Source organism: Granulicella sp. WH15, from assembly GCF_009914315.1.
Classification (GTDB): Bacteria; Acidobacteriota; Terriglobia; order Terriglobales; family Acidobacteriaceae; genus Edaphobacter.
In genome coordinates, this window is sequence record NZ_CP042596.1 from 4,483,354 (window position 1) to 4,501,848 (window position 18,495).

Genomic DNA, 18,495 nt, shown 5'->3' on the forward strand with positions numbered 1-18,495 from the left:
AAACAACAACTTATGGAGCGAACGCAATGAAGATTAATAAAAGCAGTCCTACGAGGTTTCATCGTCGGCACGGCACGTGGGCTCCTGCCCGCCTGCTTCTTCTGCTGCTGACGATCGGGAGCTGGGTCAACGCTCGTGCCCAGTTCGATTCGGGCGCGGTGCTCGGCAACATCAAGGACCCATCCGGCGCCACGCTCAGCTCGGCCACCGTGGAGCTGTTGAACGTGGCCAAGGGCGTCAAGGTCGTACACCAGACCGATGCCGGCGGCTCCTACGAGTTCGACAGCGTGCAGCCCGGCGAGTACAGCATCTCCGTCACCGCCCCCGGCTTTCAGGTGTCCAGGACGGATAACTTCACCGTTAACGTCGGAGCACGTCAGCGTGTCGATCTTGCCCTGCAGCTCGGAGCAGCCACCGAGACGGTAAACGTCTCAGGCGCGGCGGCCCAGCTCGAGACCGAGACCAGCGATCGCGGCGAGACGGTACAGGGTGCTCAAGCGGTCGTGCTGCCGCTCAATGGCCGCTCGTACGCCGACCTGGCGCAACTCGTTCCCGGTGTGCGCCGCTCGCTGATCGCGACGGTGGCCTCGACCCCGCCGCGCGATGCCTCCTACAACGTGAACGGCCTCACCTCGATGGATAACAACTTCACCCTCGACGGCATCGACAACAACGCCTACCAGGAGGCCAACCAGGGCTATTCCAACGAGGCAGTCATCCCCTCGCCCGACGCCTTGCAGGAGTTCAAGGTCCAGACCAACAACTACTCGGCCGAGTATGGCCGGGCTGGCGGCGCTATCGTCAACGCGACCACACGCAGCGGCACCAGCGCCTTCCACGGCGGCGCGTACGACTACTTCCGCAACACCGTCCTCAACGCCTTTGGCCCGTTCTACGGAACCGGCGTAAAGCCCACGCTGGTGCAGAACCAGTTCGGCGGAACCTTCGGCGGACCGATCCTGAAGGACCGCGTCTTCTTCTTCATGGACTTCGAGGGCCTGCGCTCCATCTCGCACGCCCTGACAACGGCGACCCTGCCGACAGCAGCAGAGCTGACCGGCCTCTTCACCGTCGATGGCACCGCCACAGGCACTCCCGTCCCCGTCAAGAACCCGTATACGGGCAAAGCGTACTTGAACGGCCAGGTTCCCCTGAACGATCCCAACATCGACCCCATCGCGCTCGCTGCCTTCAAGGCTCTGCCCACACCCAACATTCCTGGGGCCGGGCTTACCGCCGCCAACTACCAGTACCTCCCCGCCGCACCGACCGTCGATAACAAGGGCGATGCACGCGTGGACTACGTGCTCAACGAAAAGCAGAACGGCTTCTTCCGCTATAGCCAGCGCGCCGTCACCTACTTCCAGCCGCCGCCGTTCCCTGGAGCAGCGGGCGGCAACAGCAACGGCACCCTGTACGCCAGGACGCGGCAGATTGCCGCAGGCTACAACTGGACCGTCACCGCGAACTCCATCCTCGAGCTGCGCTTCGGCGAGACCTGGACCGAGAGCGGCAAGCAGCCCGTCTTCCTCGGCGCACCGAACTTCCTCGCAGGCATCCCCAACGTTCCGCAGGACCCAACCTACACCGGCGGGCTGAACGCGCAGGGCGTCTCCGGCTTCACCCAGTTCGGCGAGCAGGGCACCAACCCCCAGTTCAACAACCCGACGCAAGCCAATCCCAAGGTCAACTACACCTGGGTCCACGGCCACCACAGCCTGAAGGTAGGCTACGAGTTCGGCTGGCTCTCGCAGGCCATCTCCGACTTCCATCCCAAGTTCGGGCAGGACACCTACGCGGGCTCCTTCAGCTCGTACAGCCCGCCCCCCGGCACGCCTGGCTCATCCAGCACCGCACAGGCTGCCAACCTCACCGACTTCCTCTTCGGCGCACGCAGCAACTACCAGCTCAACGCTCCGAACGAGGTCAACTATCTTCGCTACTGGCACATGGGCTACGTTCAGGATGACTGGAAGCCGCTGCCGAATCTCACTGTGAACATCGGTCTGCGCTACGAGTTCATGTCGCCGAACTATGAGCAGGACAACAAGTTCTACAACTTCGATCCCGTCAACGACCGTCTGCTCGCAGCAGGCACCGGCACGGACATCAACAGCACCGCGCCGGGCCACGTCTACAACATCCACTACACCGGCGGAAACTCGCTCGCCGACCGCGGCCTGGTCGATCCCGTCTACACCAACCTCGGCCCACGCGTAGGCTTTGCCTATCAGACGTCACCGAAGACGGTAATCCGCGGTGGCTACGGCATCAGCTATGCCTACCTCTTCCGCTTCGGAGGAGAGGGCCTGCTCGCCTACAACGGACCGAACAACTACAACGCGACCCTGCCCAGCAACCAGACGCCCAGCCAGGGGCTCTGCTCCTCGCTGACCCAGGACCCCACCACCTGCTTCCGCCGCACGCAGGACGGCTATCAGACGAACTTTGCCGGGCCCACCAACTTTTCCACTACCAAGGCGCAGACCCACTACACCCCCAAGGACTTCAAACCCGCGTACGTACAGGCGTTTCACCTCTCCGTGCAGCAGGAGCTGCCCTTGCAGTCCACCCTTGAGCTGTCTTACGTGGGCAACCACACCGTGCATATCGCGACGCTCGAAGACTTCAACCAGGCAAGAACCTGCCTGCCCAGCGAGGTGCCTGCAAACGCCGGTGGCCAGTGCAACACATCTCTGCTCAACCGCCGCCCCATCGCCAACTTCACGGATATCCTGACGGAGACCAACGTCGGCTTCCTGATCTACCACTCGCTCCAGGCCAAGCTCGAACGCCGCTTCTCGCATGGCCTCTTCCTCATCAACTCGTTTACTTGGTCGCGTGGCATTGATCTCTCCAGCGCCGACCTCGAGACGCAGAACGGCGACAGCGCCCTGGTCAACACAGCCAACCCTGCCGGTGACCGCGGTCCCTCCGGTTACAACCAGCCCCTGAACAACACCACGTCGGCTATCCTCGACCTTCCCTTTGGCCACGGCCATCGCTTTGGATCGAGTGCTCCGGGGTGGCAACAGCAGCTACTGGGCGGCTGGCAGCTGACCGGCATCAACGTCGTCACCAGCGGCGTTCCGATCAACCTGAACTACACGGCGAGCAGCAACCAGGTGGTCTCCACCACCAGCGCTTCCTACTCGCTGCGCCCCAACCTCACCGGTCCGGTCTCGGCGGTATACGGCCACACCCTGACCAAGACCGACAGCTCACTCAACGGATACTTCATCCCCGGCTCAGGCACAACGCCTCCGCCCGGAGTGGCGATTCCGTCCGGCACGCAGATCTTCGGCAACGCAAGCCGTAACAGTCTTCGTGGACCCGCGTTCGGTCAGTTCGATCTCGCGGCCCACAAGAAGTTCAGCCTACCGAACGATCGGTATAAAATTGAGTTCCGCATCGAAGCGTTCAACGTCTTCAACTCCACCAACTACATCAGCCCCTCCACCAACATAGGCTCGGTCAACAGCACGTCGGGCGCTCCCAGCTACGCCAGCGGCTTCGGCAGCTTTACCGGCAGCAGCAGCGTCTACCCGTCGCGCCAGGTGCAGCTCGCACTGCGGCTGGCGTTCTAACACTAGCTCTCCACCAACGAGATGCGGCGGCAGCAGCAGTCGAGCTGCCGCCCCTCTCACAATCTGTTTGTCTCCCATCGCGCTATTCAGGAAAGGATCCAAACTTTGTCGCAGCATAACAACCCATCTTCCCGCCGTGATTTCCTGATGCAGTCGTCGGCACTGGCAGCAGCCAGCCTGCTGCCAACGAATCTCTTTGCAAGCGCCCTGCAGACCGCGCCCTCTGCCCCTCACATTCCTAACCGGGATACACAGCTCAAGTTCACACCCGAGGGCACGCCGCGCCCCTTCGCCGGCAACACCGTCATCTGTCACCTGCCGGTTCAGTGTGCCATGCGCGATGCGATGCTTGAGCTCCACGATGCCCTGGTAAAGGCTCCCTTCTACCACAAGCTGGGGCCGACCTCACCTGACAGCTATCACATGACTATCTTTCCCGGAGCCAACGATCAGGACCGCACGGTCTCCGGATGGCCCTCCTATGTGCCCGCGGACGCTCCCATCGAGGTCTGCAACCGCATGGTCGGCGAGAGGATAGCGAAGGCGCACCTTGCCTGCGAGCTACCGATACGCGTGCGCATCAATCAGGCATCCACCCTCAGCTACTCGACGGCCTGCACGCTGCGCATGATGCCCGCAGATGACAATGAAAACATCAAGCTGCGCTCCATCAGGGACCACATCTCCGAGATCTACGGCTTCAAGCTCAAGGACCACGCCGCCTACGTGTTCCACATCACCATGTCCTACCAGATTGCGCCGTTCACGGACCAGGAGCAGAGTGCCTATCGCGAGATGCTCAAGACACACGTTCAGCGCATCATCGACGCACAGCCGGTTCTGGAGTTCGGCAATCCCGAGTACTGCACTTTCCCGGATATGTTCCGCTTCGATCCGCAACTGCTGCTCAAGTGCTCGTAAGCCCACACACAACAAGACAAAAAGCGTACAGCCCGACCAGGCGCTGTACGCTTTTCTCTTGCTGCAATAAAGCGGAACTAACTAAAAGTTTGGATCGAAGTTGAAGTAGAGCGGGTTCGACAGACCAACCATGTTGCCGCTCAACGCCATTGATCCCGGAACCTGCGGGTAAGCCGTCTGCGGTCCCTCGACCTCGACGCGGTAGTAGGTGCGCCCCAGCGATACCGGAGTATCGGTGAACTCAACCGCGGTCGTCTTGCCACCCGTCGCTTGCAGGGTGCTGAACGGGTTGCCGTCTTTCACCACGCGCACGGTATAGGTAGCACCCGCAACGGTGTTGCCCGTCAGTTGCACGCGGAACTTTACCGGCTTGCCCGTCGCCTTCACGTTGTCGCCCATCATCATATCCATCTTGCCGTCCTGATCGAGGTCGGCATAGAACTCGACGCGCGGCCCATACGGGTTCGCGCTCACGGCAACACGGCCGTTGGTCAGTGCGTCGACGACTGCCTGCGAAGTACGCGCCGTTGCATACACCCAGGTCGTCGGAGTACCGACATAATTAGCCGTACGTTGTACGCTATTCTTCGTTGCCTTGTCGGGAGTATCCGGAGTGCCGTGGTGCGAATCGCTTCCGCCGCGCCCAGTCAACTTGCGCCCCGACGAAAGCATGTCGTCCCAGATCATGATCGCGTTGGCATTCTTGGGCCAGACCGCGGAGTTCCAGACCTCAATGGAGTTGACCATATCGTAGGAGTAGCCGAAGTGATCCTTGCCGCTCGGGTGGTTGGCCGAGAGGTGAATGCCAAGCTCCTTTTTCACCGCACCCACCACCACGTCGCGCTGATCGCGCACATCATAGAGCCGCTGCTCGTCGTAAGGCACAGCCGAGAACACGTTGCCATGGCCGCGTGTCGTCGTCCATTCCGCACCATACAGCAGCAGCACAGACTTCGATTTGAACTCGGGATCGTTCCAGGTGTTGTGCGCCGTATCGCCCTGAACATGATTGTCATGATCGGTGATGCAGAGATAGTCCATACCGACGGACTCGGCAAAGGAGATGATCTTCGACTCCGGATTATTCGAAGAATCTTTGCTGTGCCGGGAGTGCAGGTGAAGATCGCCCTTGAGCCAGATACCATCGGTAAGGCTGGCAACAGGAGGCAAATTATTGAGCTCAGTAGGAGCCCAGGGATTGCTATGGGTGGTCTGCCCCAGCGCCGAACCGCTAATGCAACCTGCCAGAACCAGACCAGCCATAAAGATTTTTTGCGGACGCATACTCAGTGTTCCTCTCAGAAAGTACAAGGTTGGATTCAGTCCGCTCTTGCCTGCGCTTATCCCAGCAGACAGGAGCAGTGAATGATGATGGGTGAGCGGCCCGTGCTCGCACAGCTCTCCACGGGGCCAACTCCTAAAAGTTGACGTAGACCGGATTGCCCAGAAGCACCGTATTTCCTGCCGTATCCATCACGACAAAGCGAACCCAGTGCTTCGCGCCATCACCCACCCAATGGGTATCGAGCGACTGATCGTCTCCCTGCACTGGTAGAGGATCACCGGCCACCTTGCCGTCAACCAGCATGCGCAGCTGATCGTTTGCACACGCAACGACGTGAACATGCAGCTTGAGATCAACGCCGCTCTTGATCGCCAACGCATCTCCCATGTGCGCGGTTCCAGACGCGCTGCTTGCATCGACGTCCATCAACTTGTTCCGCGAGCCGGTGAGATCAATGAAGACATGACCGGCGCGAATCCCATCGAGGATTCCCGCAACAGACAGCTCCTTCGCCTGCACCACCGTGGTCGGATGCGCCAGAGCACCGCGCTGATCCTCAGCCTTGGTAGCATCGTGGTTATCGCTGCCGCCGATCGCAGTCAGGCGCACGCCTTTGGCAATCTGCTGATCCCAGAACCCATCCATCACACGGCCGCTATTGACGACCTCAACCCCGCTGAACTGAGACATATCAACAGTCCCGGGAGGCGTCCATCCACAGCCTCGGCAAGCCTCGCCTGTAGGCGACATCGGATGATTGATCGAAGCGATGCCACCCAGCGCACGGATATCCTTCATCACCTCATCAACTGTCCGGCCGTCCTTCTCGGCCACCAGGTAGTTGACGTACTGCGTGATGCCAAAGGCGTTGAAGTGACCGTAGAACGTGGTCATCTCGCGTCCCGGAATAAGGAGCATCTTGTCGAAGTACGGCTGCAGCTCGCGCATCTCCGCATAGTGCGCCAGCGAGTTGTGATCCGAGATAGCGATGAAGTCGAGTCCGCGATTAGACGCAGTCTGCGCCGTCAGAAACAGCGGGCAAGGAACGTGCTTTCCATTCTGGCTACCGCAGAAACCATCGCTATGCCCGGTGTGCATGTGCATATCGCCGCGGTACCAGCGCTGGCTAGTCTCGAGCGGCTCCATCGTGAAGCTCGAATCTTCGAGCGGCGAGTTGAAGCGAATCTCCACGCGATACTTCGACGTAACCTCAGGCCGGATGTTCGAGACCGAGATCAGGAACTTCCACTGGCCGGGCGGGATCGTACCGGGAATGTAAGAGGGCGTCGCATCACCAGGCCCAATCGTGAAGTGATCCTTATTGCTGCCGCTCTGGCCACGGAACCCCGACGGGTCATGGATGCCGATATTGAAGACCGTCTTCTCTTCGCGACGATTGTCATACGAGAAGTCGACCGAGATACGATGCACTCCAGCAGGCACCGTGAAGGGAACAAAAAAATGCGTGTGATTCTGAGCTACGGTCACGGCACCCTCAAGCACCACATCCGGTTTCTGTAGCTCGGCCCGCAAAGGCAGCGAGCATGCAAAGAGCAGAAGGAAGAGACAGCGTAGAAGCTTCATAAGAAATACCTCACAGGTCAATGAATTCGGTTAGCAGATGCGTGAACTTGCGTGGGCACTGAAAGACCGCTATTCAACAGCCGCTGGCCACTCTGGATTGGCCTCGGACGACATATCGAAGACCAGCTCGCCGCCAGCCGCGATCTCTGCATGGGTGATCCAGTTCCGAGTCAGAGGAACACCGTTCAGCTTGGCTGCATGAATAAAGAACTTACCGTCATGCGCACCGTTGGCATGGATATGAAACTGCTTCCCGCCGGGCAGATGGATGGTAGCGTCTTCAAAACGTGGCGTACCGATGCTGTAGCGCGGCGTGCCTGGAGACACTGGATAAAACCCGAGTGCGCTGAAGACATACCACGCTGACATCTGACCGGCATCATCGTTTCCAGCCAGGCCGATAGGTCCGTTGTGGTACCCCTCGTCCATAATCTTGTGCACGTGAGCCTGCGTCTTCCACGCCTCCCCAGCGTAGTCGTAGAGATAGGCGATATGATGACTCGGCTCGTTGCCGTGGTCGTAGTATCCTCCGTCGAAGAGCGCATCGAGCTTGTCGACAAAGGCCTTGCGTCCGTGGAGCGCAGCGATCAATCCATCCACATCCTGCGGGACAAAGAAGGTGTACTGGAAGGGCAGGCCTTCGGTGATGTAGTGGTACTTGCCTGCTGGATCGAAGGGCTTATCCCACGTGCCATCGACATGGCGACCGCGCACAAAGCCTGTCTCGGGATCAAGGACATTGTGATAGTTCTGCGCTCGCTTGCGGAATAGCTCCGCATCCTCGTCGTGTCCTAGAGCCGCCGCCATCGCGCTCACCTGCGCATCGTCATAGGCATACTCAAGCGTGCGGGAGACCTGCTCCTCTCCATGAAAAGCGAAGGGGACCTTATCCTCGAGCGGAATGTATCCGTACTTCAGATAAGACTGCAACGCGCGACGCCCGCGGCCATCGCTATAGAGTGCCTCCGACGCAGGCGACTCCAGCGCATTCTTCCGCATCAGGCGATAGGCATCCTTTACGTCAAAGCCACGAATCCCCTTGAAGTACGCATCGGAGATGATCGCTCCGGCATGGTCTCCGACCATCTCCTGCGTATAGCTGTTCCATGCAGGAAAGATAGGCAGAAAGCCACCTTCATCACCCTTGGCTATAAGCGACCGAACCATATCGCTCTCGCGCTTCGGATCGAGGATGGTGAGGAGAGGATGCACTGCGCGGAAGGTATCCCAGATGGAAAAGTCATCGTAGTAGGTGAAGCCCTTGGCCTGCTCCAACTCGCCCATTCCGGCAAAGCGCGGATAGCTTCCGCTGACATCGCTGAAGGTGCGCGGCAGTAAAGACGCATGATAGAGCGCGGTATAAAAGATCGTGCGGTCGGTCGCATCGGCCGTAATCTGTACGTGTTCCAGTGCGTCGCTCCACTTACTGCGAGCCTGAGCCTCAACACGGTTGAAGCTCCAACCGCGAATCTCGGCATGGAGGTTCTTCCTCGCCTCATCGACACTGGTGAACGACGTTCCAATCTTTGACTGCACAACATCACCAGGCTTTAGATCAAAGTAGATGTAAGCGCCCGGAGCCCCGGCGACAGCCTGCTGCGAGAGGCTACCTTCGTGCTTCACATCTCCCGACCAGGTGCCGCCAACATGGAATGGTCGATCGAACTTAGCCACGAAGTAGCCGCTGAAGCCCGCCAACTTGCCACGACCTGCGTAGAGACGCCGCACTGCATTTCTTCCGCTGATCTCCTGGTGCGCCTCATCAATCAAGATGTCGCCATCACCAGGACGGGCGTTGTCCTGTACCAAGATCCAAGATTTTCCACCTTGATTAAAGCGGAAGCGCAGGAAGCCGCTCCGCAGGGAACCAGTCATATCGACGTGGATGCCGTAGTCTTTCAAATCGACCGAGTAAGACGAAGGATGGATCACTTCGCTTTCACGCAGAAACGCCGACGCGCGCTCCTTCGGATCGACCTTAAGCGGCCCACTGAGAGGCATCAGAGTAACACTGCCATAGTCCTGCATACAGGAGCCGGAGAGGAAGTGACTTGCGCGAAAGCCTTGAATCCGCGCGTCCACGGCATAGTAGGGAGCAACGCACTTTCTCTCCCCTTCGCGCGTCTGCGGGGTCCACTGCGTCATGCCAAAGGGCACACCCACCGCGGGAAACGTCATCCCGTCGCCAGCCGTTCCAATGAGCAAATTCACGGAGTTTGCTGCCGTCGGCGTCTGGGCTGCACTGAATATTGACATGGAGATTCCAAGAAGAAGACTGATACCAAGCGTTACCTGCATTCGAGCGATTTCTCTATTCCCAAGGGTGAAGTAAAAGTAATTAAATCTGTTACAAGTTTGAAAGGTCTGGCTTAGTTCTTCTGTTGTGCGGAGGAACAAAGAGGTGAGTTCGCATCGCTCATCGAAGGCGGCAGAGTGGCTTTGCCCCACTCTGATGGCGCGGGGCCCATCGTCAGGACCAGCGTGGCTCCATCCTTGATCTGCGCATGACGGAACCAGGAGTTCGGAAGATCGACGCCGTTCAGCGTCGCCGACTGCACGTAGCGATTAAGCCCGTTGCCATCCAGGTTCTTCGCCACGATGCGGAGCTTCTTTCCATTGCCCAGAGCGAGCGAGGCGTCGGGAATGCTCGGCGTGCTGATAAGGTAAACATCCTGTCCAGCGACGGGAAAGATCCCAAGCGTAGAGAAGATCAGCCAACTCGACATCGCGCCTGAATCATCATTGCCGGGGATACCGGCACGGGTATCGGTGAAGGACTTCTCAAGGATCATATGGACGATGTCCGCAGTCTTATCCGGCCGTCCCGCATAGTTGTACAGCACGGGGAGCAGAAACCCGGGCTCGTTGGTTACATCAAAGTGGCCACGGAGAAAAGTCCAATCGAGGCGATGGATGAAAGCTTCGTTGCCGCCCGCCATCTCGATGAGGTGCTTCATATCCTGCGGCGCGTAGATTGAGTAAGTCCAGATATCGCCTTCGTAGAAAAAGTCAGGCCAGGTGCCACGCACGACAAGATACGGCGGAGCCCAGGTGCCGTCCGGGTTGCGTGGACGCATGAAGCCTTTGACCCCCTGCACGGTCATGTCCTTATCCCAAAGGTGCTCGAAATTATGCGCACGGCTGGCATACAAGGCTGCTTCCTTCGTCTTGCCGAGACCACACGCGACCTCTGAAATAGCAAAGTCATCATAGCTATACTCCGCAGTGCGCGAACCGGAGCGCTCATCGGCCAGCGTGACGAAACCCTTTTCGTTGTAGTCCTTTAAGCCACCGCGACCTTCCTTCTGCGCATCGGCGGGAGGAACTTCGGCATCATGCACCATGGCGGCAAAGGCGGTCTCGTAGTCGATCCCCTTCATGCCCTTCACGTAAGCGTCGGCCACGACCACGTTCGCGTTGGAGCCGCCCTGGGTGCGGCCATTGTCATTGCCACTGCGAGCGTCGGGCATGTAGCCGGTGTGGCGATAGATATCGACAAGCGAGCGGATAAGGTCGCGCTGACGATCCGGCGAGATTAGCGTAAGCAGCGGACTTGAGCTACGGTAGGTGTCCCAGATGCAGTAGTAGTCATCGTAATAAGGCTCGCTGGACTTCCAGCCAGGGTTCTCACCCGTACGATCGGTCGGCATCAGCATGACGTGATACATAGCCGTGTAGAGCTGACGGCGCTGCGAGTCACTCTCACCTGAGAGGCTGAGCTTCTCCAGCTCAGTGTTCCACAAAGAGACCGCGGCATTGCGCACAGCGTTGAAGTTCCACTCGGGAACCTCCTGCTGCACATTCTGCTTCGCCTGCTCGGCGCTGATAAAGGAGATGCCGACCTTCGCCTGGATGACTTGATTAGCCTTCGTGGCGAAGTCGAAGGAAGCACCGATAGGAGTGTCAGCTCCAACAGTGACGTCCTTCGCCGCAGAGAGAGTCTTACCCGTCCACGTCTGCGTGGCTTCGGCGGGTGTATCGAGCACCATGTAGTAGAAGACCCTGTACTCGCCGCCCCTGTTCCATCCGCCGGTAAAGCGCGCGACACCCTGCGCCTCGTGGTTAGAGGTAAGGTGCAGCTCTGCGCCCAGAAACTTCTGCCCCTGCCAGTCCGTTCCAAGACTCAGAGCTGAAGCTACATTTAGCGTCAAGTGCGCCTGCTTCGAGGCTGGAAACATATAGCGATGAAAGCCCACGCGACGGCTGCTGGTCAGCTCTGCCTTCACGTCATAGCGCGTGAGCTTCGCAGCATAGTAGCCGACGTGGTTGACCTCATCGGTACGCGGAGTTTTTATATCGTCGAGATCGAGCGAGCCCGTGACAGGCGCGACCAGGATATTGCCGTACTTGCCCTGCGCACCACTGAGGTGCAGATGCGAAAAGCCAAGAATGACGCCGCTGCTGGCGTAACCGAAGCCAGATCGGCGGCCGTCGAAGGAGGCCATATCAGGCCCCACTTTGACCAGGCCATAGGGGATCGCCGAACCGACAAACGTATTGCCGCCCCAATCCACACCGATGAAAGGATCGACGTTATGCGTGTAATCCTTCTGCGGCTGGGGGGCGGCTCCAAACAGCGGCGCTATGGCAACGGAGAGAGCCATGCACGCAACGGCAAGTAGACGAGCAGGCCGATATGAGCGGAGTCCATGCAGATACGAAAAGGTGAATGAAAGACGGTCGTTACCGTTCTCTTCTGCGTTGCGCAACATATTGGTCGTCAAGTGAATCTCCGTTGATAAATGGCTCTAGCACTGCATTGCGATTGAACAGCGGTTACTTAGCGGAGGACGGTTCCAGAAGCGCATCGACGCAACCCGCAGGCGCGGTCACCGGGTTGCAACGCGCGACGAGGCTATGCGGCAGGCCGACGAAAAAGCCAGTCCACTTCGCAGGCTCCGATGCCGGGTAGTCCGTGCTCAACATCTGCGCTCCGCTCGAGAGCGCAAGATCTGCGCGCGTGTGGTCATTGTTGCGCGCTTCCACAGTGCCATCGTCTGTACGCGTACGAATCAGATATCCCTGCTTCGCGAGCGCATCGATCTCCGCCTTTGTCGCACTGTTCGCTTCGGTGAAAGCTGCATCAGGAGCACCCGGAGTGGCATTGGTAAAGATCACGCGTCCACGCAACGACGGATGGCCTTCGGTATAAACCGCCTCCACCGGCCGCTGGTCCATCAGGAAGACCACCTTGCCGCGAGCCTTCGCCAGCGTGGGCCAACCCGAGTTCTCAGCAGCAAGGGCGCTCCCACTGGCCTGCACCGCCTCCAGCAACGTGCCATAGCTACCGCGCACCTGGTCCGGCGTAATCATCTCTTTCTCCGAGAAGACAGAGCGAATCTCAGCATCGAGCGCGTCGAAGGTCGCCGATGTAAATGGCTCCGGCCCGCCCGCGGTCGGCGCAGTGCCGGGACGCCCCTGCTTGGTCTCGACCAGGATGAAGATGGGCAGATGCTGCGGGTGCTGCTGCGACCAGCTCCGCACCGCAACCATGCACGCGACAAACGTGTGGCAGGAGCTGCGCTGATCCACGTTCAACACATGCATCACCTTGAAGCCGGGCTTATCCATCTCATGCTTCGGATCGAAGTCAGGATCTGCAGGCAGGCCCGCAGCGGCAACCTTATCCACGATGGCAGGGTGCGCGTAGCGACCGCCCTTGGTGTCGGCATAGACGTCGATCTCGAGCTGGCGCACGCCGCCGGAGAGTTGATCGGCGAGCGGCGCATGAGCATAGTCGAGCGCATACATCGCCTTCGGGTTCTGCTGCTCGATGACCTTCCGCTCACTCGGCGCGATACCCGTGTGATAGCTGTTATGGCTTCCAATCACCTGGATCTGGTTGATGCGTATGGATTGGTCCTGCTGCGCGGCGGTGATGTTCTGCGCCACAGCGGCGAGGGGAAGCAGGATCATCGTTGCAGCAATCGTCAGCAAAGTGCGCATGTTGGTTGTCCTTGTTTTCGTGAAGCTGTTCTGCGTTAGGAGATACGTTTGCGCGTGCCGCTCTCCTGCTTTGGCGGCTGCTGGTCTGCGCCCGGAAATGTAGCAGCGGGCAGGTTGTTGATCGCGTACTTCGACAGCCGCAACCGACCCGTAGTATCGGGCAATACAGGCGGCTTCGCGCTCGCATGGCGGAAGCGGAAGGCCGAGGTCAGATCGCCGAAGATCTGCCTTCTCCAGTCGCTGATGTTGGGCTCCCGGATGCCGGTAAACTTTTCCAGAAATTGGAGCACCGAAGTGTGGTCGAACGGCTGGCTGCACACCCAGCCTCCAGCCGTCCACGGCGAGATGAGGATGCAGGGTACGCGAAAGCCCGCGCCGATGGGCAGGCCGTCGATGAACTCCTGCGCTGTGCCCATAGGTGGAACCGGCGGCGCGACGTGATCGAAGATCCCGTCGTTCTCGTCGTAGTTCAGGATGAAGACGGTCTTCGCCCACACCTCGGGATTCGAGGCAATCGCATCGAGCTTGCTGGCGATAAAGGCCGCGCCATCGGCGGGCGTGTAGTCGGGGTGCTCCGACTCCAGAGCCGTAGGGAAGAGCCAGGAGACCGCGGGCAACTTATCGTGCATCGCGTCGTACTCGAACTGGCCTACTTCAGAGATCGCCATCCCCTTGGTGTATAGCGGCGAGGTCTTAGGAGCATGAATAAAGTTTCTGAAGCTCTGCAGCCTGTTGTAGATGTGGCCTTCCTGGTGCGCGTAGACCTTCCATGAGATCCCCGCATCTTCGAGCCGCTCGGCATACGTGGTCCAGGTAAAGCCCTCCTCGGGCCAGTTGTTATGGATCATCGGGCCGCCGTACTTGCCCTCGGGATCGACCGTGCCCGTCATCCAGTACATACGGTTCGGACCGGTGGGTCCCATCATTGAGCAGTGGTAGGCATCGCAGACGGTGAACGCATCGGCCAGCGCAAAGTGAAACGGGATATCGTCCCGCTTGTAGTAGCTCATCGTGTAAGGGCCATGCGCGCCGTCGGCCTTGCGATGCGCGGGCACCCAGTTATCCATCTTGCCGCCGTTCCACGCCTCGTGTTGCACGGCCCAGCCATGATTGGTCGAAGGAATCTTCTGCGCGCTGCTCGAGCGAGTGTCCAGATGGAACGGCAGCAGGTAGCCGTCGGGGTTCAGAGCATCGGGTTGATGAAATACCGACCGACCGTTCGGCAACGTCAACGTGTGTGGATCATCGAAACCTCGGACACCAGCCAATGTCCCGAAGTAGTGATCGAAGGAGCGGTTCTCCTGCATCAGCATCACGACATGCTTGATGTCGCGCATGGAGCCGTGTCGCGGCTCTCCCTGGGCCAGCACACGCTGCACGTTCGGCGGTAGCAGGGTCTCGGCAGCGACGGCAGCCGCAAGCCCAGTGGCGCTCTTCAGAAGCCGACGGCGAGTAAAGTTGGCAGTGTCAAAAGAGACTTGAGATTTCATAGAAGGATGTAACTCCTGGCTGGAGAAGCAGGGTGCGGAGAGATCCCAGGCAGTAGCTGCCTGTCTGCCGAAGCTGTGTCCAGCTTCGGCAGACAGACCACTCCCGGTTTGCGACGTGTTAGGGGTTAGAAGTTGAGTTTTACGGCGAACTCAATCGTGCGGTTCTCGTTGACCGTCGTCGAAATCACACCAAAGGATGCCGGGTTGCTAATAGCCGCACTCGGCGTTCCAAAGTTGGGATGATTGGCGACGTTGAAGACCTCTCCGCGAAGCTGCAGCTTGTAGCGTTCTCCTATCGAGGTGTTCTTCTCCAGGTTCATATCCCAGTTCTGGAAGTTAGGACCCCGGAGCATGTTGTAGCCCGAGTTGCCGAAGACATAAGGATTCGGGTTCTTGAACGCCGCTGTATTGAACCACTCCGCATTGGTCTTGTGCGACGGGTAGAGAGGTACACCCGGAGCACGGTCGGCACGGCCCGAGGCTCCGTACTTCTGGCTACCCGGTGCAGTGTAAGTGACCGAGAATGGCTGTCCGGTCTGGAACGAGGTAAGACCAGCGATCTGCCATCCGCTGATGAACTTGTTCACGACGTTGCCCACAGTACCGAACAACATCTTGTTCTGACCGAACGGCAGCTCGTACGCGTAGCTGACCTCAAGCGTCTGCGGCGTGATGCTGGAGATAGGACCATAGGAGTCGCCGATGTTTGTCGGGTCCTGATGGTTCTCAACACCCAGCACACGAATCCACTGGTACTCCGCGTTCACCATGAGGCCGTGGCGATACTGCTTGTGCAAGCCCACCTGCAGCGAGTTGCCTGTCGTATGGTAGATCGGATCAAAAGCATTGGTGATCGCAGCGAAGGGCTGGTAGGGTCTCCGAGTCTGCTCCACAGTCGGTCCAGGCGCCGCATAGTTGATATCCGGCTCCGTGTTGCCGGGACCGCCGTGATTGTTCTGGTGGATGGTGCGCTGGCCCACGTAGCCGATACGCAGATCCACTGCGCCAGGCAGTTGCTGCTCAAGCGCGAGGTTGTACTGCTCGGTGTACGGAGTGATGGTCTTGTGCTGCGCGATGACCGCAGGGTTGGCAGGAACGCTCGCCGTAGCCGCAAACGGCGCATTCATCGTAATGGTGGGCGTCGTCACATCGTTTGAGTAGGTAACGCTGCTGACAAAAGGCAGGTTGCTAAATCCACCATCGACATAAGCCGAGGGCAGCAGGTTGTAGTACTGGCCGACCGCACCACGGATCACCGTCTTTGGACGAAGCTCGTACGCGAAGCCGAGGCGCGGCGCGATATCCGTCTTGGCTTGACCGAGATAGGCAAACATGCTGGTCGGCAGACCCACCGAAGGCGCGAGAACCGTATCTGGAATGTAGAGAGGGTTGCTGACTGCCGGGTATGCGCTGCCGAAGACCACGACCTTACCAACACTGGGCACGAAGAGCGACTCGGTGCCGTAGGGGTTGTCATGGAATATCTGCAGATCGTACCGGATACCGTAGTTGATCGTCAGGTTCTTAAGCGGCTTCCAGTCGTCCTGGATGTATCCGGCGTACTGGCTGGAGTTGAACCGCACCACGTAATCGTGCGGGGTTGCGTTGGATGTACTGTTGGGCAGTCCGAGAAGGAAGTCTGCATAGGGAATGCCCGAGTATGTGCCGTTGAAGGTAAAGCCTCCATGAGAGAGCGAGCTGTCCTGCCAGGAGTTGTTATACAGATAGGAGACGCCGGCCTTGATGGTGTGCTTGGGCAGAACCTTGGTGAGCGCGGTGTTGCCTTGATAGGTCTGCTCGAGGTTCTTGGAACCGGCTTCGCTGAAGGCCGTGATGTTGGTGATATTGATGCTCGGCGCACCTGAGAGCAACTGAGCGCCCAGGCCCGGAATGATCGACGAGAAGTCCGTCTGGTAGTTCTGCGCGTCGCGATAGAGCGGCAGGTGCAGGTAGGAGACGTAGCTGTCCAGCAACAGCGTCGGTGAGAAGGTATGGGTCCAGCCGACGACAAAGATGGAGTTATGCTCTCCGTCACGCGCAACGCCACCGGCGAGGCTGGAGCCGCTGCCCTGCGGAGCTACGTCTTTGAAGGGGCCATAAAAGGCACGGAGCCACGTTCCGCGAATCTGATCACGATCACTGATCTTGTGATCAACGCGCAGGTTGAAGCGAGTGACTTCAGTCGTATGCGGAATCAGCTCAAAGGTGTTGACGGCACCCACGGTCTGCGTGGTCGACTTGGGCATGAGCAGGTTCTGCAACTGAACGTCGACTTGATTGAAGGGAACATTGATCTTATTTCCAGGGAATGGCAGTCCGGTCGCAGGGTTCTTGATCACTGTGTTTGGGTTCGCAGCCGTTGCGCAGCTACCACCAGCCAGGAAGCAGCTGAAATCACCGTTACGCTCGGCGTCCGTGGGCTGGGTGCTGTTGACCGGGTTGGACTGGGTGAGATGGAAACCTTCGTAGCTGGCAAAAAAGAAGGTGCGGTCCTTGCCGTTGTAGAAGTGCGGAATATAGATCGGTCCGCTGAGGTTGCCGCTGTACTCATTGCGCTGATACGGCGCACGCACAGGTGCTGCAGAGCTGGGGCCGGGATACCATTGCTTGGCAGCCGTACCCCGGCTACGGTTGAACTCCGCCACTTCTCCATGCAGCGCATTGCCGCCGCTGGCACTTACGATGATGACCTGATTGGGCTGACCAAACTGCGCGGGAGCGCCCTGAGTGATGACCTTGAACTCGGACAGAGCATCGAGCGGCGGCACTTCGCCCTCGCCACGCTGCAGTTCCACCTCCTGGTTGACGACACCGTCGAAGGTAAAGCCGACGTCTCCGTACGAATTGCGCTGGTTGGTGCCGAAGGCAAGCGTCACGCCACGAACAGGAACCTGGTCCTGCGCGGCGACGTCCTGCACACCGGGCACCAGGTTGATGAGGCCGAGGATGCTGACGTGTCCATTAAGAGGTGTGTTCTGGATGGTGGCGCTGTCGACCACCAGTCCCACCGACGAGGTCTCCGTCTGGATCACCGGCTCATCGCCCGACACGGTCACCGTCTGCTGGTCCGAGCCGATGGTGAGCTTGGCGTCGATCTTTGCCACCTGGTCGATGGAGAGCGTGAAGTTGCTCTCCTTGAAGGCTTCGAAGCCGGGCTTCTCGACCCTGACGCTATAAGTTCCGGGCGCCAGTTGGGTCACCGTGTAGGAGCCGACATTGGAGGTCGTCACGGTGCGGGTTGCGTTCGTGCTCACCTGCAGGATGGTGACAGCCGCGCCGCCAATGGCAGCTCCGCTGGCATCCGTCACAACTCCGGTGATCGAACCTGTAATTCCCTGCCCGAACAAGTTCGGCGACTGCGCCAGGCCGAGGATCAACAATAGGCTGGCAAAGAAAACGGCACGCCAGACAAACCTCTTCGCTGGAGGCGTCTCCGTACTCGTTAATGGTTGCGTCAGAACTTTCATCACTTCTCCTTAGTGTCAGAGCTGCCGGGAAGCCCACTCCTATTCCCTGGGCACTGCCCACATGCTGCTCTGATTGCCCCGAGTATTGGGGAGCCTCTACCCCGCCGGTAGGGGTGATCCTTGTGATAAAGGGATTCACACATTGTGGGCGAAATATCTCCTTTGATATCAGCAAACACACCCTCTTCTCACCGCGTGTACGAAAGGGTGTGCGG

9 protein-coding genes are annotated in these 18,495 nt (G+C 59.1%); 2 read left to right on the top strand and 7 right to left on the bottom strand.

Annotated features, from left to right (window positions below):
- The first annotated feature begins 26 nt into the window (after window positions 1-26).
- Window positions 27-3,587 carry a carboxypeptidase-like regulatory domain-containing protein gene (locus tag FTO74_RS18545; protein ID WP_162539462.1) on the top strand — a complete coding sequence of 1,187 codons (3,561 nt, stop codon included), beginning with the start codon at window positions 27-29 and terminating at the stop codon, window positions 3,585-3,587.
- Between the two features lie 105 nt (window positions 3,588-3,692).
- Window positions 3,693-4,508 carry a DUF1868 domain-containing protein gene (locus tag FTO74_RS18550; protein WP_162539463.1) on the top strand — a complete coding sequence of 272 codons (816 nt, stop codon included), beginning with the start codon at window positions 3,693-3,695 and terminating at the stop codon, window positions 4,506-4,508.
- A gap of 81 nt (window positions 4,509-4,589) precedes the next feature.
- On the opposite strand, the gene FTO74_RS18555 is transcribed toward FTO74_RS18550, so the two are convergent.
- From FTO74_RS18555 to FTO74_RS18585, 7 genes are all read right to left on the bottom strand, one after another.
- Entirely contained in the window at window positions 4,590-5,792 is a 1,203-nt protein-coding gene (locus tag FTO74_RS18555; RefSeq protein ID WP_162539464.1) for a CehA/McbA family metallohydrolase, read from the bottom strand.
- Window positions 5,793-5,925: 133 nt separating this feature from the next.
- Entirely contained in the window at window positions 5,926-7,377 is a 1,452-nt protein-coding gene (locus FTO74_RS18560; RefSeq protein ID WP_162539465.1) for a CehA/McbA family metallohydrolase, read from the bottom strand.
- A 69-nt stretch (window positions 7,378-7,446) separates the two neighbouring features.
- Window positions 7,447-9,675: a GH92 family glycosyl hydrolase gene (locus FTO74_RS18565; RefSeq protein ID WP_162539466.1), complete on the bottom strand. Its 2,229-nt coding sequence runs from the start codon at window positions 9,673-9,675 to the stop codon at window positions 7,447-7,449.
- Window positions 9,676-9,746: 71 nt separating this feature from the next.
- Window positions 9,747-11,981: a GH92 family glycosyl hydrolase gene (locus FTO74_RS18570; protein WP_162539467.1), complete on the bottom strand. Its 2,235-nt coding sequence runs from the start codon at window positions 11,979-11,981 to the stop codon at window positions 9,747-9,749.
- A 172-nt stretch (window positions 11,982-12,153) separates the two neighbouring features.
- Entirely contained in the window at window positions 12,154-13,323 is a 1,170-nt protein-coding gene (locus FTO74_RS18575; RefSeq protein WP_162539468.1) for a phosphatidylinositol-specific phospholipase C1-like protein, read from the bottom strand.
- Window positions 13,324-13,358: 35 nt separating this feature from the next.
- Window positions 13,359-14,813, bottom strand: a complete 1,455-nt coding sequence (locus FTO74_RS18580) for an alkaline phosphatase family protein (RefSeq protein WP_162539469.1) — start codon at window positions 14,811-14,813, stop codon at window positions 13,359-13,361.
- A 125-nt stretch (window positions 14,814-14,938) separates the two neighbouring features.
- Window positions 14,939-18,280 (bottom strand): TonB-dependent receptor, encoded by a 3,342-nt coding sequence (locus FTO74_RS18585; RefSeq protein WP_162539470.1) that lies wholly within the window; start codon window positions 18,278-18,280, stop codon window positions 14,939-14,941.
- Window positions 18,281-18,495: the final 215 nt, after the last annotated feature.